Raw genomic sequence first — 25,541 nt, 5'->3', positions numbered from 1 at the left:
TCGCGACGAACGACAAAGGCGAAGCCCGCCCCGCCCACGGGCATAACGGAGACCGGCGTTACCAACAACTTCGGCAAGCCGAGGACGGTTCTTGTCTAACTTAATTCAAGTTATGTGAAGAAAGAATGTCAAGAAGATCGCGGAGCCGGGAAACGCCCGTACGGGCGGCGCCCGCGTCGGCCGGTGTCATCTTCCGATGGTCAGTCGGCGGCGGGGGCGGCCTCGTAGTGGAGGTCCGCGCCGAGGCTCAGCGCGAGCCTGCGGGCGAGCCCGGTGTTGCGGCGGTGGTCCAGCCGTCCGACGGCCATCTCCAGCGCCTTGCGCTCGCCGACGACGACCACCCACGACCGGGCCCGGGTGAGCAGGGTGTAGAGCAGCTTGCGGCGCAGCATGACGCCCCCGGACTCGGTGACGAGCGGCGCGACCACGAAGGGATACTCGCTGCCCTGGGAGCGGTGGACGCTGATGGCGTACGTGTGGGTCAGCTCGTCGAGCTCGCCGAAGCCGTACTTCACGGTCTGCCCGTCGTCGGTGCGGATCTCGACGACCCGCTCCTCCGGGGTGATGGCGGTGACCGTACCGGTGTCGCCGTTGAAGACGCCCTTGTCGTAGTTGTTGCGGATCGGCATGACACGGTCGCCGACCCGGAAGGCGGAGGCGCCCGACCAGTGCTCGGCGACTCCCTCGCGCGCCGGGTTGAGCCGCTCCTGGATCATGCGGCCGAGCTCGGCGGTCCCCGTCAGGCCCTTGCGCATCGGGCACAGGACCTGGACCTGGTCCGGGCTCACCCCCTGCTTGCGCGGGATCGCCACCGTCGCCAGGTGCATCACCCGCTCGGCGACCCGCTCGGGGTCGTCGACCTCCTCGAACCAGAAGCCTCCGCCGCCGGGGAGCGCGGGCACCTCGCCCTCCCTGACCCGGCGGGCGGCCCGGATGATGCCGCTGCCCTCCGCCTGGCGGAAGACCTTGGTCAGGCGCATCCGCGCGATCGCCTCGACGCGCAGCAGGTCGGCCAGCACGCTGCCGGGGGCGATGCTGGGAAGCTGGTCGCTGTCGCCCACGATCAGCAGGTGGCTGCCGGGCGAGATGGCCGCGGTGAGCCGGGTGGCCAGGCTCAGGTCCAGCATGGACGCCTCGTCGACCACGATCAGGTCGGCCTGCGCGGGCGTCTGCTCGAACAGCGTGCCGCTGTCGGGATCGGGCTGGTGGGCCAGCATCCGGTGCACGGTCATCGCGGGCAGGCCGGTGAGCTCCGACAGGCGCTTGGCCGCCTTGCCGGTCGGCGCCGTGAGGGTCACCGTGCCGCCCATCGCCCGCACCGTCGCCGCGACGGTCTTGACGGTGTGGCTCTTCCCGCAGCCCGGACCGCCGGTGAGGATGGACACGGTGCTGGTCAGCGCCATGTTCACCGCCGCCCGCTGGTCCTCGTCCAGCCCGGGGTCCTCCTGGAAGGGGCGCATGGGCAGCGTCGAGGCGGCCTCCCAGAGCCTGGTCAGCTGGGCGGTCAGCGTGACCTCCCGGCTGTGCGTCTCCTTCAGGTAGACCACGGCCGTCCCCCGGCCGTCCGGTGACGCCTCGACGACCACGCGGCGGTCGGCGACGAGCGCGTCGACCATCTGACCGACGAGCTCGTGGTCCTGCTCGACCAGCTCCGCGGCCTGGGCGACCAGCGCGACCAGCCGCACGTAGCAGTGCCCGTCGCGGCTCGCCGCCGTCTCCAGCCTGTCCAGGATCGCCGCCTTGACCCGCTGCGGGCTGTTCTCGGCGACCCCCGACCGCAGCGCGATCCTGTCGGCCGTGGCGAACGCGATGCCCCTGACCTTGCCGATGAGCCGGTACGGGTCGGAGGTGAGGACGTCCCCGGAGTCGGCCCCGAAGACCTGGTAGATCTTCGCCGCGAGCAGCGGGCTGATCCCGAAGCCCTGCAGGACCACCATGAGCTCGGCGATCGCCTTCTGCTCCTCCCACGCGTCGGCGATCTGGGCCTGCCGCGCGGGGCCGATGTTGACGACCTCGGTGAGCCGCCCGGGCTCGGTGTCGATGACCGTCAGCGTCGCCTCGCCGAAGTGGCTCACGATGGCGTGGGCGAGTCTCGGCCCGATGCCGCGGATCAGGCCGGAGCCCAGATAGATGCGGATGGCCCGGACCGTGGCCGGTACCAGCCGCTCGCACGCGACGACCTCGAAGCGCCTGCCGTGACGCGGATGCTCGCCCCACTCGCCGACGAGCCTGAGCGTCTCCCCCGGCTGGACCCCGCCCAGGGCCCGGCCGGAGGCGACGAAGCCGGGCATGCCCTCGGCGCTCATCCGCGCGATCGTGTACTCGTCCTCTCGGACGTACACCAGCTGCTCGACAGATGCCTCCACGGCAGAAAGCAACCCCTCCGTACTGGCCTCACCTCATCCTTCGCACATCAGACCAGCTCACCCGGTGTCCCCACAAGCCGTCGCGGCTCGCCCCCGGGCCGCCGTCGTGGCGTCCCGGGGGCGATGGGCGGTACCGGGCACACCGGGGTCGACGGATGTGACGTACGGCCGGCGGCGCGGGCGAACCGCCGCCCGGGGTGATGGCCGGGTCGCTACCCGCCCGACCCGAGGTGCCTGCCGCCGTCGAGGCTCAGATCCCGCCGGCGGAGATGCTTCCCACCTGACCCGCCGTCCGCCAGGGCGGCCTGGGTCCCGGGCCGGGAGGCCGCGGAGCCGGGTACGGAGGACGCACGCCCGGGTACGGGGGACGCACGCCCGGGTAAGGAGGACGCCAGCCCGGATACGGAGGGCGCCAGCCCGGGTAGCCGACCGGGTACGGAGGACGCCAGCCCGGGTAAGGAGGACGCCAGCCCGGATACGGTGGCCGCCAGCCCGGGTACGGAGGATACCAACCTGGGGGGTACGCGCCCGGGTAACCGCCGGGGTAACCACCCGGATAGCCACCGGGGTAGCCGGGGTAGCCGCCCGGGTAACCCGACGCGGGCACGCAGTCGTACTGCGGGCACGGCGTGGTGAAGCACTGCTTGGGCGAGGGGACGCAGACGCGGCCCGGACCGCAGTTGACCGCCGCGCACGGCGATCCCGGCGGGCCGCACGTACCGGCCGCCTGCGCGGCGGTGGCCGGAGCGGCCGGCGCCCTGTCCGCCCAGGCCGTGTTCGCGATGGCCGGTGACCCCGCCACCACGACCGCGGCCAGGACCGGGGCCAGTTTTCGAAGCATTTTTCCCCCAGATGTCATGATCGGTTCTGACTCTTCGACGATGCTTGCACCGGCCTTACCTGCTAACGGCAAACTGGATCCCAGCAAGTCGGATGGCTTGTCGAGAGTCGGGTGGCGACGCTTCCGCATCGATGGAATCGACCGGTTTCGCCCCTTCCCGCGGTCGCCGGTCCGGGGTGGAGACTCCTCGCCGCCGCCTCCTTCCGGCGCTGGTTATGCTGACGGCAGGGACACGGCTACCAGGGGGCGCACATGGCTCGGCCCGGGACGCGCGCGACCGTGCGCGACGTCGCGGCGGAGACGGGCCTGTCGATCGCCACCGTCTCGCGGGTCCTGAACGGGCAGGCCAATGTCGCCCCGCGCACCCGGGAACTGGTGTTGCGGGCCATCGGCCGCCTCGGGGACCAGGCACCCCGGCCGCGTGCCGGACAGGAGTCGATCGCCGGCGGCACGATCTACGTGCGCTGTCCCTACCTGCTGACCGACTACTTCGGGCTCATCGTCTCCTCGGTCGGCGAGACCATCGAGCTGCACGGCGGTCAGATGATCCTGAGCACCGGGGAGTCCGCCCAGCACACCCCGGCGATCGCAGGCCTGCCCGACCGCCCCGGCATCGCGGGCGCGATCCTGATCCTTCCCCCGGAGCCGGGCGAGGAGCTCGTACGGCTTCGCGACCGGCGGTTCCCCTTCGTGGTGATCGACCCCAGGACGCCCCCTCCCAAGGACATCGTGGCGGTGTCGGCCGCGCACTTCGCCGGCGCGCGCAAGCTGATGGCGCACGTGGTCGAGCTCGGCCACCGCCGGGTCGGCATCGTCGGCGGTCCGGTGAAGTGGCTGCCCAGCGAGGCCAGGCTGGCGGGATACACCGCGTCGCTGGCCGACGTCGGCGTCCTGCCGTCGGCCGAGCTGCTGCGCAGCGTGCGGGAACCCAACGCGGAGAACGGCTACCGCGCGGCCTGCGAGCTGCTGGACCTGCCCGAGCGGCCGACGGCGCTGGTCGCGTTCAACGACAAGATGGCGGTCGGCGCGCTGTGGGCGGCGGCCGAGCGCGGCCTGGACGTCCCCGGCGACCTGTCGGTCGCGGGTTTCGACGACCTCGACCTCGGCCGGGCGACCCTGCCGACGCTGACCACGGTGCGCCAGCCCCTGCAGGAGATGGGCCGGATGGCTGTCACGCTGCTGATGCGGCTGCTCAGCCGGCACACGCTGGAGGCCCTGCACGTCTCCCTGGGGACCGATGTGATCGTCCGCGGCTCCACCGGTCCTGCTCCCCGCTGAGGACGTTTGTTTCATTTGTTTCATCAGCGATGGGCGTCCCGAATATCGCATTGAATGCACCGATCCCGGTATTTACCAGACCTTGACAACCGATTTCCACGTGTGTTGTCCTGTCCTGCAACAGAAAAGTTTCTTATCTGTTACATCGGTTACAGCGATGGTTCCCGGGGCGACGCGTGTGCCCTTGACGCGGACGGCCCGGGGCGTCGCGGGCCCAATCGCACCCCCCGAAAGGACCCCCTGCCGTGTTCCGACCACCTCGCCGGGCCCTCACCCTCGCCCTGGCCTGCGCCGCCGCCCTGTGGGCGACGGGACCTGTCGCCGCCACGCCCGCCCTGGCCGCCAACGAGCCCGTGAACATCTGGCTCACCACCACGTCCGACGCGGGCGGCCGGACCGTCACGCGGGGTCTTCAGCAGCAGTCCCCCATCGCCTTCGGCCCCGCCGGAGGCAGCGCCAACCACACCATCACCGTGAACGAGGGCACCACCTACCAGCAGTTCGAAGGCGGTGGAGCCTCGATCACCGACACCACCGCCTACCTGCTGCGCGGCGGCCCGATCAGCGCGGCCACCCGCGACGCCGTGATGCGCAGGCTCTTCCACCCCACCGACGGCATCGGCCTGTCGTTCGTGCGCAACCCGATCGGCGCCTCCGACCTCTCGCGGCCCGGCAACGTCTCGCTCGACGACACCTGCTGCGACCTCAACGACTTCGGCGCCAACGGGTACGACACCAACGTGCGCCTGCTCACCCAGCAGGCCAAGTCGCTCAACCCGGCCCTGCGCGTCAAGGGCGTGCCGTGGAGCGCACCCGGCTGGATGAAGGACAACGGCCGGATGGACCAGATGGGCTGGCTCAAGTGGGAGCATTACCCCACGTACGCCCAGTACCTGGTGAAGTACGTCCAGAGCTACCAGAACGCCGGCATCCCGGTCGACTACATCTCGGTGCAGAACGAGCCCAACTGCTGCCAGGCGGGCAACCCGACCGCGATGAACTATCCCGGCATGAGCTGGAACTCCTCCGGACTGGCCGAGTTCACCAAGAACCACGTCTACCCGGCCTTCCGCGCCGCCGGCATCACCACCAAGGTCCTCGTCCACGACTGGAACTACGGCGACTACGCCACCATGGGCGCCGGCGTGCTGAACGACGCGGGCGTGCGCAACGACCCCCTGTTCGGCGGCATCGCCTGGCACGGCTACTTCGGCGACCCGGCGGTCGGCACCCAGGTGCACAACCAGTATCCGGCCGTACGCCAGTTCAGCACCGAGCACTCGGGTGGCACCTGGATCGGCAACCAGCACAACGAGGACCTCGCCGACATCGTCAACTACGCCCGCAACTGGAGCGGCAGCCTCGTCAAGTGGAGCCTCGCCCTCAACCAGAACATGGGCCCGCACAACGGCGGCTGTGACGTCTGCACCGGCCTGGTCACCGTCCAGGAGGGCGGCCCCCGCGCCGGCCAGGTCGACAACACCATCGAGTACTACACGACCGGCCACCTCACGAAGTTCGTCAGGCCCGGGGCGTTCCGGATCGACTCCACCGCCAACGCCACGATCCAGAACGTCGCCTGGCGCAACTCCGACGGCTCCAAGGCCCTGATCGCGCACAACCGCGGCACCTCGGCCCAGTCCGTCCGGGTCAACTGGGGCGGCCAGTCGTTCGTCTACTCGCTCCCGGCCCGCACCACCGCCACCTTCACCTGGTCCGGCACGCCGAGCGGCAACCCCGGTGGCGGCGCCATCACCGGCCTGGCCGGCAAGTGCATGGACGTCGCGGGCGCGAGCAGCGCCGACGGCACCGCCGTCCAGCTCTACTCCTGCAACGGCACCGCCGCCCAGCAGTGGACCCGCCCCGGCGACGGCACGCTCCGCGTGCTCGGCAAGTGCCTGGACGTCGTCGACAACGGCACGGCCAACGGCAGCCGGCTCCAGCTGTGGTCGTGCTTCGGCAGCCCCAACCAGCAGTGGACCTACAACCCCACCACCAGGGACCTGGTGAACCCCGCCGCGAACAAGTGCGTGGACGTGACGGGTAACACCAGCGCCGACGGCACCCGCCTCCAGCTGTGGGAATGCACCGGTGGCGCGAACCAGAAGTGGACGATGTCCTGACCTGAGCGGAACACGGGCGCGAACCCTCCGAAAGGGGGTTCGCGCCCGTGGCCTTCCCGGGTCCTCCGAGCTCCGGACGCCCAGGTGGCGGCGTTCTCGCCGCGATCCGTCGACGCCGCCCTCTCGGCCTCCGCCGGTGGCTCACGACCCTTGACGTCAACTTTAAGCATCGGGGCGATTACCCACAGTGATTACGGTGCATGAGGTCACATGCCAATCAACCCTCAGCACCAACGGGAGCACCCCATGCACACCCGCACCACCGCAACAGCGCTGGCCGCCCTCGGCCTTCTCGCCGCCCTCACCACCGTCGGCGCGAGCACCGCCTCCGCCGCCACCTCCGCCCCGGCCCCCTGCGCGCGGGAATATCTCGCGCTGATGAACGCCGAGGACGCCCTCACCAACGTCGAAGCCCTCCCCGAGGTCAAGGCCGCCCACGCCGCCCTGATGAAGGCCGGCGCCGCCGCCAACGTCGACCAGCTCTCCCAGAAGGCGGCTCTGCAGCAGCTCGGGGTCAAGGCACCGGGCCTGGACCCCGCCGCGAAGAAGATGGTGGAGGCCTACAACGCCGCCGGGGCCAGGTACGTGCAGGTGCGCGACGCGGCTCTCCTGAAGATCGCACCGCAGCGGCAGAACTCCAGGAACACGCTCAAGAAGTGCCTGACCGCACACTCCTGACCCTGGACATGTGACGCGGCCGGAATTCCCGATGCCACGACCAGGGCGGTACGCCTCCTGGTGATCGGGGATCCCGGCCGTGTCCCGGCGAAGACGCCGGCGGGATCGCCGGCGCCTTCGCGGATTCACCTGTCGAACGCGGTGCGCGTCACGACGTCAGCGGGTGGTTCAGAAGGAATCGCGGTGGTAGTTGCCCCAGTCGAAGTCGCCGGAGCGGCCTTCGCCGACGCGGACGCGGAAGCCGTCGAAGCCGCCCTTGGCGCTGTAGCTGAACTTCCACTCGTGGTGGCCGCCGGTGTTGAAGCGGCGGTTGTGCCAGCCGCGGTCGTCGTGGTAGTAGAAATCGATGAAGGTGTTCTCCCGGTCGCGGTCGCGGTCCCAGGTCTTGATGTCGAAGTGGTAGCGGCCGTTGGAGTAGTACCAGTAGCCCTTGTAGTACGAGCGCTCGCCGCGCGACTCGCCACGGCCGAAGCTGGAGTAGCCCGAGAACCAGTGCTTGGTGTACTGCGCCTGGGCGACCGAGACCGTACCCGCCGTGCTCGCGGTGGCGGCCTGGGCGGGGGCGGCGACGATACCGGCCGCCAGGGCGCCGGCCAGGGCCGTGCCGGCAAGGACGCTGCGGAGCTTACGCATGAGGGATTTCCTTTGATCGAGGGTGTTCGGGAACAACCCGTGTGACCTGCGCCCGGTGCGCCTTTTCGGTGCCGCGCTCCGGACAGCACTGACATTAGGCAGAAGAAAAGTCCCGTTCTGCGTACAAACGCACACATAGCGCCGAGCGTGCACTACGGCACACAAAACCCCGTTTTTTCCGCTGGATCGGGCACCTCGCCACAACCGGACACCCTCCGGAGCACCACCGCTCAGAACCGGCGGCCGGGCGCGGTGAAGGCCAGGTGGGCGGGGTCACGCTCCGGCGGGGTCGCGGCGTCGAAGAGCTCTCCGGCGACCGCCACCCCGGCAAGGGAGGTCACAGCGTCCCGTCGTCCCACCGTCGTCAGGCCGGCTGTTCCACCGGCCGGGTCTCCCCGGTCTCCTCGGTCTTGCCGGTCTCGCCGACCTCGTCGGTCTCCTCGGTCTTGCCGGTCTCGCCGACCTCGTCGGTCTCGCCGGTCTCCTCGGTCTCGCCGGCGTTGTCCGCCCGGGCGGGCAGGAGCAGGGCGGCGACGACCACGGCCAGGGACAGCACCGCGCCGATGATGAAGGCCAGCCGCATGCCGTCGAGGTTGGCGAGCGTCTCCGTGACCCCCGCGGCTCTCAGGTTGTCGGTTCGCGCGCTCATCACGGTGATCACGAGAGCGATACCGACGGCCCCGGCGACCTGTTGCAGCGTGCTCAGGATCGAGCTGGCGTGGGAGTAGAGCGGCGGCGGGACCGCTCCGAGCCCGAGGGTGAACACCGGGGTGAAGACCGCGGCCAGCCCCACCATCAGCAACGCGTGCAGACCGAGAAGCTGCCAGAACGGCATGGTCATGGTGACCTGGGTGAAGCCGGTGAGCGCGAGCGTGATCCCGATCGAGCCGGGGATGACCAGAACCCGGCCACCGAACCGGTCGAACAGGCGGCCGACGGTCGGACTGAGCAGCCCCATCGCGAGGCCGCCCGGCATCACGAGGAGCCCGGTCTGCAGGGCGCTGAGCCCGCGGACGTTCTGCAGGTACAGCGGCAGCAGGATCATCGAGCCGAACATCGACATGAAGGCCACCGCCATCAGGATCAGCGCGACCGTGTAGGTGCGGTAGCGCAGGGTGCGCAGATCCAGCAGCGGCACGCCGCGCTTCTGCAGCGACAGCTGGCGGAAGACGAAGACGGCGATGGCGGCCAGGCCGGCCACCACGATCGCGACGGCGACGCGGGCGTCACCGCTCTCGAACCGGCTCAGCCCGTAGACCAGGCCGCCGAAGCCGCCGCCCGCGGTCACCACGCTCAGCCAGTCGACGGTGCTGAACCGCGGCTCTCCGACGTTCTTGAGCTGCTTCAGGCCGCCCCAGGTGATCAGGGCGGCGATGGGGAGCACCACGGCGAACAGCATTCGCCAGGACCCGAACTGGAGGATCACCCCCGAGACCGCCGGGCCCATGGCGGGCGCGACCGAGATGGCCAGGGAGACGCTGCCCATCACCCGCCCTCGGTCGCCCTCGGGCACCACCTGCATCAGCGTGGTCATCAGCAGCGGCATCATCACGGCCGTCCCGGCCGCCTGGATGATGCGAGCGCCCAGCAGCACCCCGAACGACGGCGCGACGGCGGCCAGCAACGTACCGAGCAGGAACAGGCCCATCGCGGTGGTGTAAGCGCCGCGGGTGGAGACCCGCTGCAGGAACCACCCGGTGATCGGGATGACAACGGCCATGGTCAGCAGGAAGGCGGTCGAGAGCCACTGCGCGGTCTGCTCGGTGATGTGCAGCGCGCTCATCACCTGCGGGATCCCGTTGATCAGGATCGTCTCGTTCAGGATGACCACGAATGTGGCGAGCACCAGCAGCCGGATCACAGCCGGGGTGCGACCTGGGGCGGCTGTCGCGGGCTTGGCGGGTGAGTCGAGCTGTGGGCTGTGCACGGAACCTCAATCGGGGTTGTCGGACATGACACGTGGTCATCGCTGGCGTCCCAGCCTTGGGTCTCACGAGAAGTCGTGGTCTGCAAAGAATGACCTGTACCACCGACAAAACTCATCGCCCGCCCTCAGCATTCCGGCAGGTGATGTGAAAAGTCATCCGATTTTCACTGGCGAACGATGGTCCCCAGATCGCGCACGGGAACCTCCAAATCCCCTATGACCTGCGCGAACACCTCGCGCCCCCGCCCCGGGGGCCGGGCACCACTGTGACGAGCGCCACGGATCGGGAAGGGTCGTCGATCCCGGGCGACCGCCTCCTTCCGGCCCGGTTCGTGCGTCTCGGCGGAGCGGCGGCGGGACTCGGCACGCCGCCCGCCTGATCGCCGAGACGCCGCGTCACCGTCCGAGCCTCCTGGAAGCGCACCCCCACCTGGAGGAAGCCCTCTCGCACCCATGTGAGCAGACCGGCGTCCTGTTCCGGCCGGACGAGGTGTGAACGAAGACGCGGTGGTGGCGGGTGAACCCGCCACCACCGCGTCAGGGTGCCGATCAGGCCTGGGCGACCCGCGTCCGGCGGCGCCGCTTCCAGGCCAGGGTCGCGGCCTGGATGACGAAGAAGGCACCCCCGGCCGCGGTGTACATGATCAGCGCGGTCAGGTCGGGGTCGTCGCCGACGGCGGCGGGAAGATAGGTGAGACCGGCGATGACCGACAGCGCGCCGGCGACGAGCATCGGCCACTGACGGCCGAGCTCGGGGCCGCGGCGGCGGATGGCCACGGTCAGCTGGGCGGCACCGGAGACGACGGCCCAGAGACCGAACACGAACAGCACCGCGCCGACACCGCTGATGGCGGCGAGGCCGAGACCGGCGGCGGTCAGGGCGCTGAGCGCCGTGTTGAACACCTGCAGCCTGCGGGCCGGAGTCCCGGGGTCCTCACGGACGTCGAACAGCGAGGCGACGACGTCGATGACCGGGTACGCGATGAGCAGGATCACCGAGGTGGCCGTCAACGAGTCGTGGGCGGCGGCGAAGCCGACCGACCAGGCGATCGCGATGAGGCCACGGATGAGGTAGATGCGAAGGAGTGACGACATCGGGGGTTTCCGCTTTCTTTCCGGCTTTCCGGCGTTCCGGGGTACGGGAGTCACTCTGACCGCCCGTACCGGCCGGTCGCCCCGGGGAGAGACCCTGGGCGGGACACTGGTCCCCGGCCGCAAGGCTCACCGGGCACCCCCGGGCGGCAGGGTGCCGGTCCGCCGCTTCGGGCAGCGCCGACGGCCGTCGGCGGCGAGGCCGATCGTCATGGTCTTCCGGCACGCCGGTCCGGCGTTTCGGCACGTCACGAAGTTTGGTGACGCTTGTCCGTTGGGAAATCAGGAGTGTTGTAACCTCCCCGGCAGGGGGGTTACGTGCCGATCAACACCAGGACTTCCGTGCTGCGGGGGCGGCGACGCGAGCAGGAGGCACTCGACCGGCTGCTGCGTGACGTCCGCGCCGGGCAGAGCCGGGTGCTGGTGCTGCGCGGCGAGGCCGGAGTGGGCAAGACCGCCCTGCTGAACTACTTTGCCGAGGCCGCGTCCGCCTGCCAGGTGGCCCGCGCGGCAGGGGTGGAGCCGGAGACCGAGATCGCCTACTCGGCACTCCAGCAACTCTGCGCGCCGCTGCTGGGCCATCTCGACCGGCTGCCCGAGCCGCAGCGGGACGCGCTCGCCACCGGATTCGGCCTCAGCGCCGGTGATCCGCCGGACACGTTGCTCGTCGGGCTCGCCGTGCTCGGGCTGTTCGCCGAGGCCGCGTCGGAGCGGCCGCTGGTCTGCGCCGTGGACGACGTGCAGTGGATGGACCGGATGTCGGAGGTGATCCTCACCTTCGTCGCCCGCCGGCTGGACTCCGAGTCGGTCGCCCTCGTCTTCGCGGCGCGCAGCCCCGGCGACGAGCGGATCCTCGGAGGGCTGCCGGAACTGCGCGTCGAGGGTCTTCCCGACGCGGACGCGCGGGCGCTGCTGGACTCCGTACTGCCCGGCCCGGTCGACGCCCGCGTACGCGACCGGATCGTCGCCGAGACCCGCGGCAACCCGCTGGCCCTGCTCGAACTGCCGCGCGATCTCACGCCGGCGGAGCTGGCGTTCGGGTTCGGCGGGCACAGCGCGACGCCGCTGGTGAGCCGGGTCGAGGAGGGCTTCCAGCGTCGCATCGCCGCGTTGCCTCCGGAGACCCGCACGCTGCTGCTCACCGCCGCCGTCGAACCGGTCGGCGACGTGCCGCTGCTGTGGCGCGCGCTCGAACGGCTGGATGTCGGGACGGATGCCGCGGCACCCGCGACGGCCGCGGGCCTGGTCGAGATCGGGACCCGGGTCCGGTTCCGGCATCCGCTGGTCCGCTCGGCCAGCCGGCGCTCCGCCGAGCCCGCCGGGCTGCGCGCGGTGCACCGGGCGCTCGCCGAGGTGACCGACCCCGAGCAGGAGCCCGACCGCCGTGCCTGGCACCGGGCGCACGCCGCGCCGGGGCCGGACGAGGAGGTCGCCGGCGAACTGGAGCGATCGGCCGGCCGGGCGATGACCCGTGGCGGCCGGGCGGCGGCCGCGGCCTTCCTGGAGCGCGCGGCGGAGCTCACCCTCGATCCGGCGAAGCGCGCCGGGCGCATCCTGTCCGCCGCGACGGCCCGGTTCACCGCCGGAGCCCTCGCCGAGGTGCCGGACCTGCTGGCCGCCGCCGAGCTCGGTCCGCTGGACCCGGTGCGGCGGGCCGGAGTGGAGCGGCTGCGCGCCAAGGTCGCGTTCGCGCTCAACGCCGGGCGGGCGGCCGTGCCGCCGCTGCTCTCGGCCGCCCGCCGCCTGGAGGCGCTGGATCCCGCCGCGGCCCGGGAGACCTACCTGGCGGCGATCGGCGCGGCCGTGAACGCGGGGTGGCTCGGCGGCGGCGACCTGCGCCGGGCGGCCGAGGCCGCCCGCGGCGTTCCCGCGGGCGAGGAGTCGGCCGGTCTGCTCCTCGCGGGGCTGACGGCGTGGATCCTGGAGGGGCACGCGGCGGCGGTGCCGCTGTTCACCCGCGCCCTGGCCGCGGTTCCCCCGGACAACGACCTGGACCTGGTCTGGCTGAACGGGATGGTCATGCACGAGGTGTGGGACGACGTGGCGTTTCTCACCAGGACCGAGCAGACCGTCCGCCACGCCCGCGAGACCGGCGCGCTGTCCCTCCTGCCGAGCGCGCTGACCTTCCGCGCCACCGCGCTGATCTACGCCGGCCGCTTCGCCGACGCGTCGAACCTGGTCGACGAGGCCGAGGCCCTCGGGAAAGCCACCGGCTCGCCCCCGCATCCGGCCACCGCGGTCATCCTGGCCGCGCATCGCGGACGCGAGGAGCCGGCGCTGGAACTCAACGAGGCTCTGGTCAGGAACGCCGAGGCGGGCGGCCTGGGGTGGTTGCTCGCCGTCGCCGGATACAGCAGGGCGGTGCTGTTCAACGGGCTCGGCCGGTACCCGGCGGCGCTGAAGGCGGCCCTCGACGCGGCTCGGCACGAGGACCCCGCCGTCCTGCAGTGGACGCTCGGTGAGCTGGTCGAAGCCGCCGCACGCGCCGGGGCGGGCACCGTCGCGGCCGAGGCACGCGACCGCCTCGCCGCCCGGACGCGTGTCGTCGACACGAACTGGGCGCGCGGCGCCCAGGCTCTCGCGGACGCGCTCGCGGGCCCGGCCGGGCCGGTCGAGAAGCACTACCGAGAGGCGATCGAGCGGTTCGCCGCGACTCGGCTCGGCCTGCAGACCGCCCGGGCCCGGCTGCTCTACGGCGAGTGGCTGCGAAGGGAGAACCGGCGGGCCGACGCCCGGACGCAGCTGCGGATCGCCCACGAGGCGTTCACCACGATCGGTGCGGACGGTTTCGCCGAGCGGGCCGGCCGGGAGCTGGCCGCCACCGGCGAGACGGTGCGCAAGCGGACCCCGGGCGCGCGGGAGGAGCTCACCCCCCAGGAGGCGCAGATCGCGCGTCTGGCCGTGGCGGGGCGTACCAATCCGGAGATCGGCGCCGTGCTGTTCCTCAGTCCGCGTACCGTCGAATGGCACCTGCGCAAAGTCTTCACCAAGCTCGGCATCGGCTCCCGCCGCGAGCTGGCCTCCGCCCTGCGCGACAGGTGATCCCAGGGCCGCCACCAGGGTGTCACCCTGGGGCGAACGCCCTGCTCCGCGCATGATTGTGAAGGCCGGATGCCGAACGGCACCGCCGGGATCGTGGAGGAGCGGGGACAATGGTGGACTACATGCTTGAGGTGATCGTGCTGCCGGTGGCCGACGTCGACCGGGCCAAGGAGTTCTACAGGCGGATCGGTTTCCGCGAGGACCTCGACTACGTCTCCGGTCAGGACTTCCGGGTCGTGCACTTCACCCCGCCGGGCTCCCACTGCTCGATCATCGTGGGCAAGGGCATCGGTACCGCCGCGCCCGGGTCGGTGGAGAACGTTCACCTGATCGTGCGTGACATCGAGGAGGCCCGGGCCGACCTGGTCGACCGCGGCGTCGAGGTCAGCGAGATCTTCCACGACGAGGGCGGCGTCTTCCACCACGCGGGCACCGAGAAGCGGGTTCCCGGTTTCTACCCGGGCCGCCCCTCGTACGGCTCGTTCGCCTCGTTCAGCGATCCCGACGGCAACGGCTTCCTGCTGCAGGAGGTCACCGAGCGCTTCCCCGGCCGCTGAGGCCGGGCCGTGGGCGCGCCGGCCGGGTGACGGCGGCGCCGGGCGACGCGCCGGGCCCTCTCCTGCCGGGCCGGGCGGCGTCGCCGCGGGCGTGGGCGAGTCCGGTGGGCGGGCATGGGGCGGCGGCCCCGGCGAGAGTGCCGGGGCCGCCGCGTCGTTCGGACGAGGTCAGGCGGTGACGCAGCGGTAGTTCGCGGCCGAGGCCGTGTCGCCGTGGCCGGTGTAGCGGGCCACCATCGGGTAGCGGCAGACGTCACGCGTGACGGTCTCGCCGCCGGGGCCGGAGGCCGAGGCGGCGAGGGTGGCCGGAGCCCGGCCCTTCTCCACCCAGTCGACCAGCGCGCCCAGGTCGTCGGTCGGGTACGGGCCGGGGCCGCCGGCGCAGTGGTTCACGCCGGGCAGCAGGAACAGGCGGTAGAAGTCGTCGACCCGCTTGTTGCCGCCGAGGACCCGGTTGACCCGCTCGCGGTAGGCGATCGTGCCCTGGGTGGGGACCAGCTCGTCGTTCTGGCCGTGCCAGCTCAGCAGCTTGCCGCCGGCCTTCGCGAACGCCGACAGGTTCGGGTCGTCGGTGCCGATGACGTCGTTGAACCGCAGCTGCGACGCGCGGAAGATCTGCGCGAACGACGTGTAGGTGAGCTTCGTCGTGTCGAACGACGGGTTCCGCTTCACGAAGTACTTGACCCAGCTGTCGGCGACGGTGAACGGCGTGCCTGGAGTGGCCAGGGCGTCGAGGCTCGCGCCCTTGTTCGGCCCGTACCAGAGCTTCCGGCCGGAGGAGGAGACCGGTCCGGCCCAGATCTTGCGCACCGCGTCGGCGGTGGCGCGGGAGATCGTGATCTCCTTGTCGCCACAGTCGATCTTGGTGCCGGCCAGCCGCCGGGCGTCCCAGTGGCACTTCCGCGGGTCGTCGATGATGCCGTCCTTGACCCCGTCGAGGGTGTCGCAGGCCTTGACCGCGGCGGTGTTGAACGCCGTCAGCTCACACGGGGTGGGCGCGACCTTCTCCTCGTTGAAGACGGCCTGCGACCAGAGCGTGGCGACCGCGAACCGGTCCCAGTTGATCGCCGGCGCCTTGGCCAGGATCCCGTCGAAGTCCGTCGGGTGGTCCTGGGCCTCCGCGTACCCCTGACGGCCGCCGGTCGAGCAGCCGTTCCAGTACGCGTAGCTCACGGGCCGGTCGTAGAACCTCTTCGCCACGTCCTTGCCGATGACGGCCATGTCGTGCAGCGAGCGGGAGGCGAAGTTCTCCAGCAGCGGGGTGTCGACCTTTCCGGCCGGGGTGAGCGCCCAGCCGCTGACGTCGAGCGGGTTCGCGCCGACACCGGCGTCGGTGGCCGCGGCGACGTACCCGGCCTTCACCGCGCCGACCAGCGAAGAGCCGCCGAAGTCACCGGCGAGGTAGGCGCTGCCGCCGAGCGCCTGGAACCTTCCGGTCCAGTTCTCCCTGTCCTGGGGCAGCGAGATCTTGATGTTGACGTGGTCGTTCGCGCCCGGGTGGCTCACCGTGACGGTGACGTCACACCAGGCCGGCACGTCGGTGAGCGTCTCCTCCTGGGGGTGCAGCGGAGGAGCGGCGGGGAACGTGACGGTTCCGCCGGTATTGGCGACCGCCTTCACCGACTCCACCTTGGTGCCGGAGGGCGCGGAGACGGGAACGGCGGCACAGGTCGCGGCCACGGGGCCGCTGTCGCGGGAGACGGCGTCGGCAGCCGTCGGCGCCAGCGCCGCCACCGCCGATACCGCCGCCGCCATCAGGACGATCAAGCGTCGTTTCATGCCCGACACCCTCACGTGAGACCCGCGGGCCTCGCCCCAGGGAAACACCCTGGGGCGCCCCCTGGCCCGGACGTTCACCAACCGGCCGTCGTCGTAGCAACCGGAGACGCGTTCCCCCTTGGGCGCCGCGGTCACCGGATGGGCGTCGAGGACGCTGAGCGCGGCCAAGGAGGCGGCGAGCGATCAGAGCGGCTCCCGCGTTTCTGGGGTGAGCAGCCGCCGGTTGAACGCCTCGGTGACGGCGGCGGCGCGGTCCCCCACGCCGAGCTTGGCGTAGATGTTCAGCAGGTGACTTTTGACCGTGGCCTCGGTGATGAACAGCCGGGCGGCCGCCTCACGGTTGGTGTTCCCGGCCGCCACGAGTTCGAGGACCTCGAGTTCCCGCCGGCTGAGCAGTTGCGGGGCGGGTGTCCTGACCCGGTTCATCAACCGGGCGGCCACCGAGGGAGAGAGGACGCTCTCGCCCTTGGCGGCGGCCCGCGCACCGCGCAGCAGGTCCTCCCGGGGAGAGTCCTTGAGCAGGTAGCCGGTCGCGCCCGCCTCGATCGCCGGCAGTACGTGGGTGTCGGTGTCGTAGGTGGTCAGAACCAGCACGCGCGCGGTGACGCCGAGCCTGGTCAGCTCGGTGATCGCGGTCAGCCCGTCCATGCCCGGCATGCGCAGGTCCATCAGGATCACGTCGGGCTGGAGCTCCTGGGCGAGCCGCACGACCGCGGCGCCGTCCGCGGCCTCGCCCAGCACCTCGAATCCGGGCGCGGAGGCGAACATGCTGCTCAGCCCGTCCCTGACGATGGGATGGTCGTCCGCGATCAGCAGCCGGATCGGGGTCTCGGCCGCCGGCTCGGCCGTGCGATCGGTCATGTGTGGCTCCCGGCCGGCAGGATGGGGATGCAGGCCGAGATCCCGGTGCCGGCGCCGGGCTCGGACTCGATCCGCAGACTCCCGGACAGCCCTTCGACGCGCTGTCGCATGATGGTCAGGCCGAACCCGCCGCCGCGGTGCGGCGGCTGCGACGCGCCATTCCCGACCGTTCCCGCTTCGAGACCCGCGGGTTCGAAGCCCCTGCCGTCGTCACGCACGTCCAACGCCACCTCGTGTTCCAGGTAGGACAGCGTCACTCCGACCCTGGTCGCGCGCGCGTGCTTGGCCACGTTGGCCAACGCCTCCTGTGCCGTGCGCAGCAGCGCGAACTCGGTCTCCGGTGTCATCGGCCGTACCGTGCCGGTCGTCGTGACCTGGACGGCGAGCCCGTGCAACCTCGACCACCGGTCGGCGACGTCGGTGAGCGCGTCACTCAGGCGCGCGGTTTCCAGTGGCTCGGGCCGCAGCGCGTCGACCGAACGCCGGGCCTCTGCCAGGCTCTCCCTCGCCAGCGTCTTCACGGCCTCGAAGGGGCGGTGCCACCGCTCCGGGACGTCGTGCATCTGCTCGGCGGCCTGGAGTTGCGTGATGATCCCGGTGAGTCCCTGCGCCAGGGTGTCATGGATCTCGCGAGCCATCCGCTGGCGCTCGTCGAGGACTCCCGCCTCCCTGGCCTGGGCGAGCAGCTGGGTGTGCAGGCCGGCGTTCTCGGCGAGCGTCGCCTCCAGCAACCGGTTCGTCCGGCTCAGCTCGGCGAGGGCCTGGAGGCGCTGCTCTCTCTCCTGCTCGGCGAGCTGGAGGAACCAGGCGGTGACGCACATCATGACGATGTTGACGACAACGATGATCACGAAGATCGTCAGGCCGAGAGCGGTCGTCTTGGGCACGTCGGATGCCTGTGCGACGCCGGCCACGACCGCCACGACCGCCACGCCCAGCAGCCGCCACGGCCAGCGAAGGATGGTGAAGGCGTAGATGTAGGGGGCGGGGGTGAACAACCCGAACACGGGGTCCCGCGCCACCAGGATCGCGGTGATCACCACCAGGCCGGCGAAGAACACCCCCATGATCAGTGGGCGCTCCCACCAGGCGGGACGCAGGGTGAACATGCCGAGCATCCACCCCGCGGCCAGCCCGCACAGGCCGAGATCGATGAGCAGGGAGTCGTCGCCCGCCGACCGCTCCACGACCACCTTGAAGATGACGAGGGCGGCCAGCAACGTGTACGGCACCACGGTCACCAGCAGAAAGGGGGGCCGTCCCTGCTCCGCGTCACAGGACTCCGGCATCTGCCCGCTCACATCCCTCTCCATCCGTCCCGAGTCTATTCCCGGTGAAACCAGCGAACCGCTCTATTCCCAGCGGAACCAGCGGACCGCGATGACCGCGCACACGACCGCGTAGCCCGCCAAGGTCACCAAGGGCTGGGCGGACGGGAAATGGCCCTGGAAAGAAGCCTCCTGGAACGCCTGCATGCCCGCGCCGAGCGGGGTGTAGTGGCTGATGCTCCGCAGCAGCGGGGGCATCTGCGCGATCGGCACCCAGAGCCCGGCGAAGAACATCATCGGGAAGAACAACACCGTGCCGATCGCCGTGGCCGGGCCACGCCCGGGCGCCAGCGCGGTGATCAGCAGGCCGATCGAGAGCAGCGCGGCGGCCGCGAGCAGCCAGCCGACGGCGAAGCCGACGAGATTCTGCGGCAGGCGGACGCCGAAGCCGAGCCTGGCCACGGTGAGGAACAGGGTCACCGCGACGACCGCGATGGAGAGGTTGGCCACGAGCTGGGCGGCGAGCACGCGGGCCGGGCCGATCGGCGTGGTCCGCATGCGCCGTAGCACGCCGTTCTCGCGGTATCCCGCGAGTATCGTCGGCAGCGCGGTCAGTGCCAGGATGGCAAGGTTGAACAAGATGATGACCGGCACGTAGAGGTCGAAGTACGTCAGGCCTCCGCCGGCCTCCATGGGCTCCCGCAGGATGGGGACGTTGCCGAGGATGACCAACAGGATCAGCGGGAAGCCGACCCCCCAGAGGGGACCTGTCTTTTCCCGGACACAGAGTTTGATCTCGGCTTTGGTGAGCCTCCACGTTGCGGAACCGCGCTTGGCGGTGAAGGGCGCGGCCGTGTTCAGGGCTGACATGAGTATGGATTCCTCTCCGTGGACGGGCTGCATCGGTTCGGATCGCTCGGATCGTGCGGATCACGAGGTGGCATCGGGGCGTTTCCCGGTCAGCTTGACGAACGCGTCCTCCAGGCTCGCCTGCTCGACGCGCAGCCGTTCGGCCACTATCTGATTGCGGGCCAGTACGGCGGTGACGGCGTTGAGCGCGTCGCTGTTGCCCTTGACGATGACCAGCTCGCCCCGGCGGGTGACGCTGGAGACGTCGGGCAGGCTCCTCAGCAGCTCGTCGTCCATCTGCCGCGACGGGCGGAACTGGATCCGCTGCTCGATACGGGCCCGCTCGGCCAGACCGGCCGGGGTGTCAACCAGGACGACGCGGCCCGCGTCGATCAGGGCCAACCGGTCACACAGCCGCTCGGCCTCCTCCATGAAATGGGTGACCAGCACGATCGTCACCCCGCGGGAGCGCACGCCCTCGATCAGGTCCCAGGTGTCCCGCCGTGCCTGCGGGTCGAGGCCGGTGGTGAGCTCGTCGAGTATCGCCACCTGAGGGCTGCCGACGAGCGCCAGCGCGATGGAAAGCCGCTGCTTCTGGCCGCCGGACAGCTTGGCGTACCTGGTCTTCGCCTTACCCGCCAGGCCGAGGCCGTCCATCAGCCCGCGCCAGTCGGCAGGCTTGGGATAGAAGGAGCTGTAGAGCTCCAGTGCCTCGGCGACCTCCAGCCGCTCCTGGATCTGCCCCGCCTGCAACTGCACACCGAGCCGCCGGGTCAGCTCGGCGCGATCCCGTTGGGGATCGAACCCGAGTACCTTGATCTTGCCCCGGTCCGGCACGCGGAGGCCCTCGATGCACTCCACGGTCGTCGTCTTACCGGCCCCGTTCGGGCCGAGGATCCCGAGGATCTCGCCCTCCTGAACGGTGAGCGACACATCGTCGACCGCGACATTGTTCCCATAGCGCTTGTGGAGATTGCGTACCTCGATAACCGGTGGCATGCGCGTGTCCTCTCGGGCTCGGCCCTGTGGCGACTGGCTATGTCCACCCTTCTACGGCGGCGCTCGTTCCGACATTGACCGGTGGACGGGACCTGGCTGCCGTTCGGCGGGGGAATCGGCCCAACCGGGTGGTGGTCGCGATCCACCGATCGGTGGATCGCGACCCGGACGGTGCGGAACGGGGAGACCGGCGGGACCGGTCTTCCCAAGAGCCGCCCGGGGTGCGCGTGCGCGTACCTCGCGACGGCAAACCCGCACGGCGCCGAGTTCGTGCCGCAGGCAGCTCCAGGGTGCCCCGCCCCGATCACTCCTGCGCCGGATGCGCATACCGCCAACGGACGAGACCCAGGAGGGCGACACCGCCGAAGTAGGCGACCAGCACCCTCACGGGCAGGCCCACCGGTCCGTGGTAGCCCAGACCGGCCAGCGCGAGGGCCAGAAGCCCGGCGAGCACGGCACCGACCCCGGCGATCGTCAGTGCGGTGGGCCACACGCCTTTCACCGTCCCCACGAGATCGGCCCGCGGCCCCGTACGCTGCTCGAAACGCCCGAACACCGCGACGAGAAGGGCGAGAACCAGCGCCAGACAGGCGAGCCAGGGAACGCGCAGGAGCAACCAGAGTGCCGACCCGGGCGTGGCGTCGGGCATCACCGCCGTTCCGTAGAGCAGCAGGACGCCGATCACGACGGCGGTCATGTGCCAGAGGAAAAGCGTCATGATCACTAAGTTGATCGCCACGACGACGGTCCACGGACCCGGCCGCCGCAGCCACCGGTTCCCCTGGTCACGCGTCCACAGGGCGATTCCCGTCTGCGTGACGGCCAGAGCCAGGAGGGCCAGCGTAGGTGGAGAGGTGTTCCGTATTTCCTCCCCCCCGAACCCCACCATGCTGACCGGATAGGGGCCGACCACCGTAAGCAGCACGAGGGCGATGAACCCGGCCGCCGCCATCGGTAGAGCCACACTCCGCCGGGACGGCAGGTGCCCGTCCTGCCAGGCGAAGCCGAGTTGATGCACGGCCAGCCAGGCGAGCAGGAAATTCGCCTGGCCCACGTAGGGAACGGTCAGCACCAGACGGGCCAGGTCGCCCCCGCCGACCAGGACCGCCAGGATGATCGGCACGGCCAGACCCGCACGCCGGTGCAGGGCGTACATCGGCGGGGTGAGGACCATCACGGCGATGTAGGCGACCAGGAACCACAACGGGATCGAGGCCAGCCAGACCGCCACGCCGATCAGGCCGGGCTCGGCACCCAGAACCCCGGCCGTCAGAGCCGCCACCGCCAGCCCGCCCAGCAGCATCGTCGTCGGGCGCAGGAGCCGAGCGGTCCGGCCCAGCACCCAGCCCATGGCATTGCCACCCCGCCCGAGATGGGAGGTGAAGGACATGGCGTTCGCGAAGCCTCCCACCAGGAAGAACAGGGGCATCACCTGGAACAGCCACGTCAGCGGATGGGTCCACGAGGCGACCTGGAGGATGCTCGCGCCCTGGAAGCCCTCGCCGTCGCGGGTCACATAGATCGCCAGCCAGTGCCCGACGACGACCGCCGTGATCGCGACGGCGCGCAGCAGGTCGACATGGCGCTCCCGCTGCGGCGGTGTTCGCTCGGCCAGTTGCCGCACCTGCCGCATCATCCGATGAACGACCCGGACAAGGTGCGCTGTCAGGTCACCGACGCTCGACATGATGAGAACGTTCCTCCGTCCACGTCATATCAAGCGGCTTCTCGTCCATGAGGATCGATGCGATCCACCGGCGCACGGCAGTCCACGGGCAACGGCCCTACAGCGGCCCCACGGAAGGTAAGGGCGGATCCTGAGACGGCGGCCGCGACCTCCTGCCACAACTCGGCCGTGGAGGGGAAGGAGCCGTCGAGGTAAAGCCCCACCCGGGTGATCTCGCGCAGGGCGTTGCCGTCGAGGACGAAGCCGCCCGGGTCCGGCAGGGGCCGCCGGTCGAGGGCCGCGGTCAGCCGATCGTAGGTGCGCCTGACCTCGTCCGGCGTCCGCATTGGTACTTCATCACGAGTGGGGGCAGATGCCTCGTCAGCGATGTCCCGACCCGATCAGGCGGTAGATACGGACGCTGGTGAAGTGTGATCGCCTAAGGCGGTGTTGCTGTGCACCACCTCCGTGGACGCAACCCCTCGGCAAGCGACGGCCCCGACCTCACGACAAGAACCTGATCCTCCTTTTCGCGCGTTCAAGGTTGCGAACAGCGTCTCCAGATCAACATCGTTGATATACGAATCTCAATTTGTATATACAGATGGGGGCATCATGACCAAGACCCTGATCGACCTCGATGACGAGGCTCTAGCGGAGGCCGCGAAGTTGCTCGGCACCTCGTCCAAGAAAGACACGGTCAACGCCGCTCTGCGAGAGATCATTGATCGACGCAAGCGGGCCGCGGCCGTGGCTCGCATGCGCGAGATGGTGGCTGAAGGTGAGATCGACTTCTCAGCCATCGACAAGGGTGACAGCGCACACCAGGCCGTGGCGTGACAGAGCTCTATCTCATAGATACCAGCGCCCTGGTCCGCTTCTACCGCAGCCAGGTCGGGACAGAATGGGACCAGACAGTCTCTGCCGGGCTCGTAGGTATCTGCGAGCCGGTCAGGCAGGAGTACCTCCGAGCCGTCGGCGGCCGACCAGCCTTCTACGAAGCCAGCAATCTGCTCCAGGAAACCTTCCCGTACTATGCCATCCCCGAATCGGCCTGGGACGAGACGAGCGGGTTGCAGCGCGATCTCGCCGACAAGGGGCGGCACCAGAGCGCCTCTCCGATCGATCTCCTCATGGCGGTGACGGCTCGGCATCACAAGCTCACCGTGCTGCATGCCGACGCCGACTTCGACACCATTTCCCGCCTGACCGGACAACCGGCGCGCTGGATCAGCTGACGCGCCGACAGAAGATCTTCAGGGGTTATTGAGCACGTCTTGTCCAACCGGGCCGGATCGAGCATCCGGAGCGCCTCCAGGCCGAGCGGATTCCTCCGGCGATGGCGCTTCGACCCGCCGAGGTAGTACGCATCCGCTGCGAGGGAAGGCGACCCAGGATTTCGACGTTCGCGGGTTCGTCGCCCTCTGGCGCCTCGACGAAGACGCCTTCGGCATCAAGACAGGAACCACAGATTTGCTCATCTGCGTCAATCAACAGAAATTTCGGCTGGACATCACCCATGTCTCTCATGTTCACCGGTAATCGGATGACGTTGCTGTCACCGCGCCCCTCCGGTCCCATGGCCAGCCACACCGGATGATCACTTCCAGATAGCATCGATTCTCCTCTCCTGTCTCGCGCCAAGGATGTCGACGTCCCGTCTGATTGAACGCCTGTCGGACACGGTCACGATCGATTTCGGCCAGTTCATGGTCATTGACCTTGATGGAGCCAACGGGCAGCCGGAGGGGACCGAAGGTCTTTTCGAACTCGCCGACCGAGCGAGCATGACCGACTTGTTCCTGGCCGGCGCGAACGCTGCCATCGTTAACAGTCAGGCCGATTCCTGGCACAAGGTCGACGTCATCGTTGAGCGCTGGGACGGCTCACCGCCCAACGACGGCGACCAGTGGAGCAGAAGCGAGACGGCAGAGCTCTACTCCAGCTCGGGCATGCTGCAGATGGTCGGAGTTCACGGCCACTCCTCCGGCAAGATCATTGACTTGTGCGACCAGACCCGGACCTGGTTCGTCCGTGCAAGCGTCCGCCCTGGCCCCGGTGCCCGCTACTCCAGGGGACGACCCCCCACAGGGCTGGAGACCTACCGGCTGCAGTTCTGGCCCGCAAGCCCCTGACCTTCTGCTTACAAGGGAAGGGCGGGCACCTCGTCAACGGCTTCCCCTCCTGGTGGAGCGGTAGATACGGGTCGGTACCGTGTGATCACATGAGGCGGTGTTGCCTTACACCACTTCCATGGACGTGACCCTGGTGAAGCAGTACACCCCTTCACCGTCATCCTCCGGAGGGGGCGCCCACCCGTTCTTGAGCGCGACGTCTCGGTAGAAGGGCAGCACGTCGGCTCGCGGGCCCGAGGGACAGTAGGTCTGCCAGATAGTTGTGATCCGGTCGTCCTCATCGCAAAAGCTGTCGCGTCCCTCCTGCGGTGTGGCACTTGCCGGACGAACATCGAGGATGCCGAGAGAGTCGACGAGCCGGCCATCGTCAGCATCGCACCCATAGTTCAGCACGAAGAAAGCAACGGGAACGAGCAGAGCGCCGCCCCACACAGCAGCGGCCACAAGCACCGCGATCGTCGAACGCTTCATGAGCGACTTCTACTTCGCGGTGCTGACGTCGATGACCCCGATGACGTTGGACACAGGGACGGTGCCGTCAACCCCCGCGCGATGGTGGTTACGCGAGTCAAGAGAGACATCGCGATTGTCGCCTTGAACCCAGATACGCCCCTCCGGGACGACTATCGGCTCGAAGGTGAGATGCGAAGCCTGCTCGTTGGTGACATATGGTTCATTCACTGGCTTGCCGTCAATGACCATCCGATGCTGCGGGTCGCAGCAACTGACCGTGTTCCCTGGAACGCCGATGATTCGTTTGATCATGTAGCCGCCACTTCCGCCCCACGCCTTCGGGGGCAGAAAGGCGATGACGTCACCCATCTTGGGTGCGTACGTCCCGTCGGTCACCGTGCCGGTTACCACGGCGCCCTTCTTGAGCGTAGGCATCATCGCCTCGCTCGATTCGCGGTAGGACTCTCTTCCTGTCGCCTTGGAAATCAATGGCTCAGGTATGACCGAGCACGCGGAAACCCCCACGACCACAAACGAGATGATCAGTACATATAACACACGAAACACCATCGCAGCATTATCCGGGCTGGACATCACTCCGATGACTTGCGTCTCATTACGATCTTGTAGTGGGATGTCTGAGCTTGTTCCGCTTCGGCGAACGCCCTTGGTGTGGCGGTCAGGCTGCCGGGGCGGCCTTGTAGATGTCGGCGCCAACGTGGCCGAAGCCAACCTCGACCTGGCACGTCAGAACCCGTTGTCGTCAAGTACCACGAAAAGCGCCCCGGCCATGATCGGCTCGGGGCGTTTGTGCTGCTCAGTTGCTGTGGTCAGGGGCGGAGTCGAACCGCCGACCTTCCGCTTTTCAGGCGGAGCGATCACCCTGCTCCTCTCGGCGGACACGAGGTCAGAAGGCTGTGGACGGCTGCCAAGGTGTGCTCACGGTGGCCGATGTTGTCGTCACCGTTGTCGTCGGCTTCACATCCCATAACTG

General features: G+C 69.6%; 21 protein-coding genes and 1 tRNA gene. 8 read left to right on the top strand and 14 right to left on the bottom strand.

Annotated features, from left to right (window positions below; all coding sequences use genetic code 11):
* Positions 1–200 precede the first annotated feature (200 nt).
* The gene (recD2, locus tag ACTOQ1_RS33850; protein ID WP_440072043.1) at positions 201–2,366 is read right to left on the bottom strand and encodes an SF1B family DNA helicase RecD2; all 2,166 of its coding nucleotides are present in this window, start codon (positions 2,364–2,366) and stop codon (positions 201–203) included.
* Between the two features lie 1,093 nt (positions 2,367–3,459).
* On the opposite strand from recD2, the gene ACTOQ1_RS33845 reads away from it, so the two are divergent.
* The 3 genes from ACTOQ1_RS33845 (at position 3,460) to ACTOQ1_RS33835 (ending at position 7,286) form a co-directional block, all read left to right on the top strand.
* A complete protein-coding gene (locus ACTOQ1_RS33845; protein WP_440072042.1) occupies positions 3,460–4,485 on the top strand; it encodes a LacI family DNA-binding transcriptional regulator in 1,026 nt (341 codons plus the stop codon).
* Between the two features lie 245 nt (positions 4,486–4,730).
* The gene (locus tag ACTOQ1_RS33840; protein ID WP_440072041.1) at positions 4,731–6,608 is read left to right on the top strand and encodes a ricin-type beta-trefoil lectin domain protein; all 1,878 of its coding nucleotides are present in this window, start codon (positions 4,731–4,733) and stop codon (positions 6,606–6,608) included.
* Positions 6,609–6,818: 210 nt separating this feature from the next.
* The gene (locus ACTOQ1_RS33835) at positions 6,819–7,286 is read left to right on the top strand and encodes a hypothetical protein (protein ID WP_440072040.1); all 468 of its coding nucleotides are present in this window, start codon (positions 6,819–6,821) and stop codon (positions 7,284–7,286) included.
* Positions 7,287–7,454: 168 nt separating this feature from the next.
* On the opposite strand, the gene ACTOQ1_RS33830 is transcribed toward ACTOQ1_RS33835, so the two are convergent.
* The 3 genes from ACTOQ1_RS33830 to ACTOQ1_RS33820 form a co-directional block, all read right to left on the bottom strand.
* Entirely contained in the window at positions 7,455–7,919 is a 465-nt protein-coding gene (locus ACTOQ1_RS33830) for a hypothetical protein (RefSeq protein WP_440072039.1), read from the bottom strand.
* Between the two features lie 364 nt (positions 7,920–8,283).
* Positions 8,284–9,846 carry an MDR family MFS transporter gene (locus tag ACTOQ1_RS33825; RefSeq protein WP_440072038.1) on the bottom strand — a complete coding sequence of 521 codons (1,563 nt, stop codon included), beginning with the start codon at positions 9,844–9,846 and terminating at the stop codon, positions 8,284–8,286.
* Positions 9,847–10,395: 549 nt separating this feature from the next.
* Positions 10,396–10,941: a DUF308 domain-containing protein gene (locus ACTOQ1_RS33820; protein WP_440072036.1), complete on the bottom strand. Its 546-nt coding sequence runs from the start codon at positions 10,939–10,941 to the stop codon at positions 10,396–10,398.
* Positions 10,942–11,256: 315 nt separating this feature from the next.
* On the opposite strand from ACTOQ1_RS33820, the gene ACTOQ1_RS33815 reads away from it, so the two are divergent.
* Positions 11,257–13,980 (top strand): helix-turn-helix transcriptional regulator, encoded by a 2,724-nt coding sequence (locus ACTOQ1_RS33815; RefSeq protein ID WP_440072035.1) that lies wholly within the window; start codon positions 11,257–11,259, stop codon positions 13,978–13,980.
* Between the two features lie 110 nt (positions 13,981–14,090).
* Positions 14,091–14,537 carry a VOC family protein gene (locus ACTOQ1_RS33810; protein ID WP_440072034.1) on the top strand — a complete coding sequence of 149 codons (447 nt, stop codon included), beginning with the start codon at positions 14,091–14,093 and terminating at the stop codon, positions 14,535–14,537.
* A gap of 168 nt (positions 14,538–14,705) precedes the next feature.
* Here ACTOQ1_RS33810 and ACTOQ1_RS33805 read toward each other — a convergent pair whose 3' ends face one another.
* The 7 genes from ACTOQ1_RS33805 to ACTOQ1_RS33775 all read right to left on the bottom strand — a co-directional run bounded on the left by ACTOQ1_RS33805 (position 14,706) and on the right by ACTOQ1_RS33775 (position 22,306).
* Complete coding sequence (locus ACTOQ1_RS33805; protein ID WP_440072033.1) at positions 14,706–16,316, bottom strand: tannase/feruloyl esterase family alpha/beta hydrolase; 1,611 nt, start codon at positions 16,314–16,316, stop codon at positions 14,706–14,708.
* Positions 16,317–16,499: 183 nt separating this feature from the next.
* Positions 16,500–17,177, bottom strand: coding sequence for a response regulator (locus ACTOQ1_RS33800; protein WP_440072031.1), 678 nt, complete (start codon positions 17,175–17,177; stop codon positions 16,500–16,502).
* Entirely contained in the window at positions 17,174–18,490 is a 1,317-nt protein-coding gene (locus ACTOQ1_RS33795; RefSeq protein WP_440072030.1) for a sensor histidine kinase, read from the bottom strand. The genes ACTOQ1_RS33800 and ACTOQ1_RS33795 overlap by 4 nt, the downstream gene beginning before the upstream one ends.
* 39 nt (positions 18,491–18,529) lie before the next feature.
* Positions 18,530–19,315 carry an ABC transporter permease gene (locus tag ACTOQ1_RS33790; RefSeq protein ID WP_440072029.1) on the bottom strand — a complete coding sequence of 262 codons (786 nt, stop codon included), beginning with the start codon at positions 19,313–19,315 and terminating at the stop codon, positions 18,530–18,532.
* A 60-nt stretch (positions 19,316–19,375) separates the two neighbouring features.
* Entirely contained in the window at positions 19,376–20,293 is a 918-nt protein-coding gene (locus tag ACTOQ1_RS33785; RefSeq protein WP_440072028.1) for an ABC transporter ATP-binding protein, read from the bottom strand.
* 304 nt (positions 20,294–20,597) lie between these two features.
* Complete coding sequence (locus tag ACTOQ1_RS33780) at positions 20,598–21,980, bottom strand: acyltransferase family protein (RefSeq protein ID WP_440072027.1); 1,383 nt, start codon at positions 21,978–21,980, stop codon at positions 20,598–20,600.
* A gap of 29 nt (positions 21,981–22,009) precedes the next feature.
* Positions 22,010–22,306: a hypothetical protein gene (locus ACTOQ1_RS33775; protein ID WP_440072026.1), complete on the bottom strand. Its 297-nt coding sequence runs from the start codon at positions 22,304–22,306 to the stop codon at positions 22,010–22,012.
* Between the two features lie 268 nt (positions 22,307–22,574).
* Here ACTOQ1_RS33775 and ACTOQ1_RS33770 point away from each other — a divergent pair, with 268 nt between their 5' ends.
* From ACTOQ1_RS33770 to ACTOQ1_RS33760, 3 genes are all read left to right on the top strand, one after another.
* A complete protein-coding gene (locus ACTOQ1_RS33770; protein ID WP_329087211.1) occupies positions 22,575–22,799 on the top strand; it encodes a type II toxin-antitoxin system VapB family antitoxin in 225 nt (74 codons plus the stop codon).
* Complete coding sequence (locus ACTOQ1_RS33765) at positions 22,796–23,197, top strand: PIN domain nuclease (protein WP_440072025.1); 402 nt, start codon at positions 22,796–22,798, stop codon at positions 23,195–23,197. Before ACTOQ1_RS33770 ends, ACTOQ1_RS33765 begins: the two co-directional genes overlap by 4 nt.
* A gap of 408 nt (positions 23,198–23,605) precedes the next feature.
* A complete protein-coding gene (locus ACTOQ1_RS33760; RefSeq protein ID WP_440072024.1) occupies positions 23,606–24,094 on the top strand; it encodes a hypothetical protein in 489 nt (162 codons plus the stop codon).
* A gap of 105 nt (positions 24,095–24,199) precedes the next feature.
* Here ACTOQ1_RS33760 and ACTOQ1_RS33755 read toward each other — a convergent pair whose 3' ends face one another.
* The 3 genes from ACTOQ1_RS33755 to ACTOQ1_RS33745 form a co-directional block, all read right to left on the bottom strand.
* Positions 24,200–24,565 carry a hypothetical protein gene (locus ACTOQ1_RS33755; protein WP_440072022.1) on the bottom strand — a complete coding sequence of 122 codons (366 nt, stop codon included), beginning with the start codon at positions 24,563–24,565 and terminating at the stop codon, positions 24,200–24,202.
* A gap of 9 nt (positions 24,566–24,574) precedes the next feature.
* Positions 24,575–25,117 carry a signal peptidase I gene (lepB, locus tag ACTOQ1_RS33750; RefSeq protein ID WP_440072021.1) on the bottom strand — a complete coding sequence of 181 codons (543 nt, stop codon included), beginning with the start codon at positions 25,115–25,117 and terminating at the stop codon, positions 24,575–24,577.
* Positions 25,118–25,374: 257 nt separating this feature from the next.
* Positions 25,375–25,440 (bottom strand) — tRNA-Phe (locus tag ACTOQ1_RS33745).
* Positions 25,441–25,541: the final 101 nt, after the last annotated feature.

Origin of the sequence: Streptosporangium sp. OZ121, from assembly GCF_051918885.1 — a bacterium.
Taxonomy (GTDB): domain Bacteria; phylum Actinomycetota; class Actinomycetes; order Streptosporangiales; family Streptosporangiaceae; genus Streptosporangium.
Note: the sequence above shows the minus strand (reverse complement) of the source record. Positions and strands in the feature narration are given on the sequence as shown.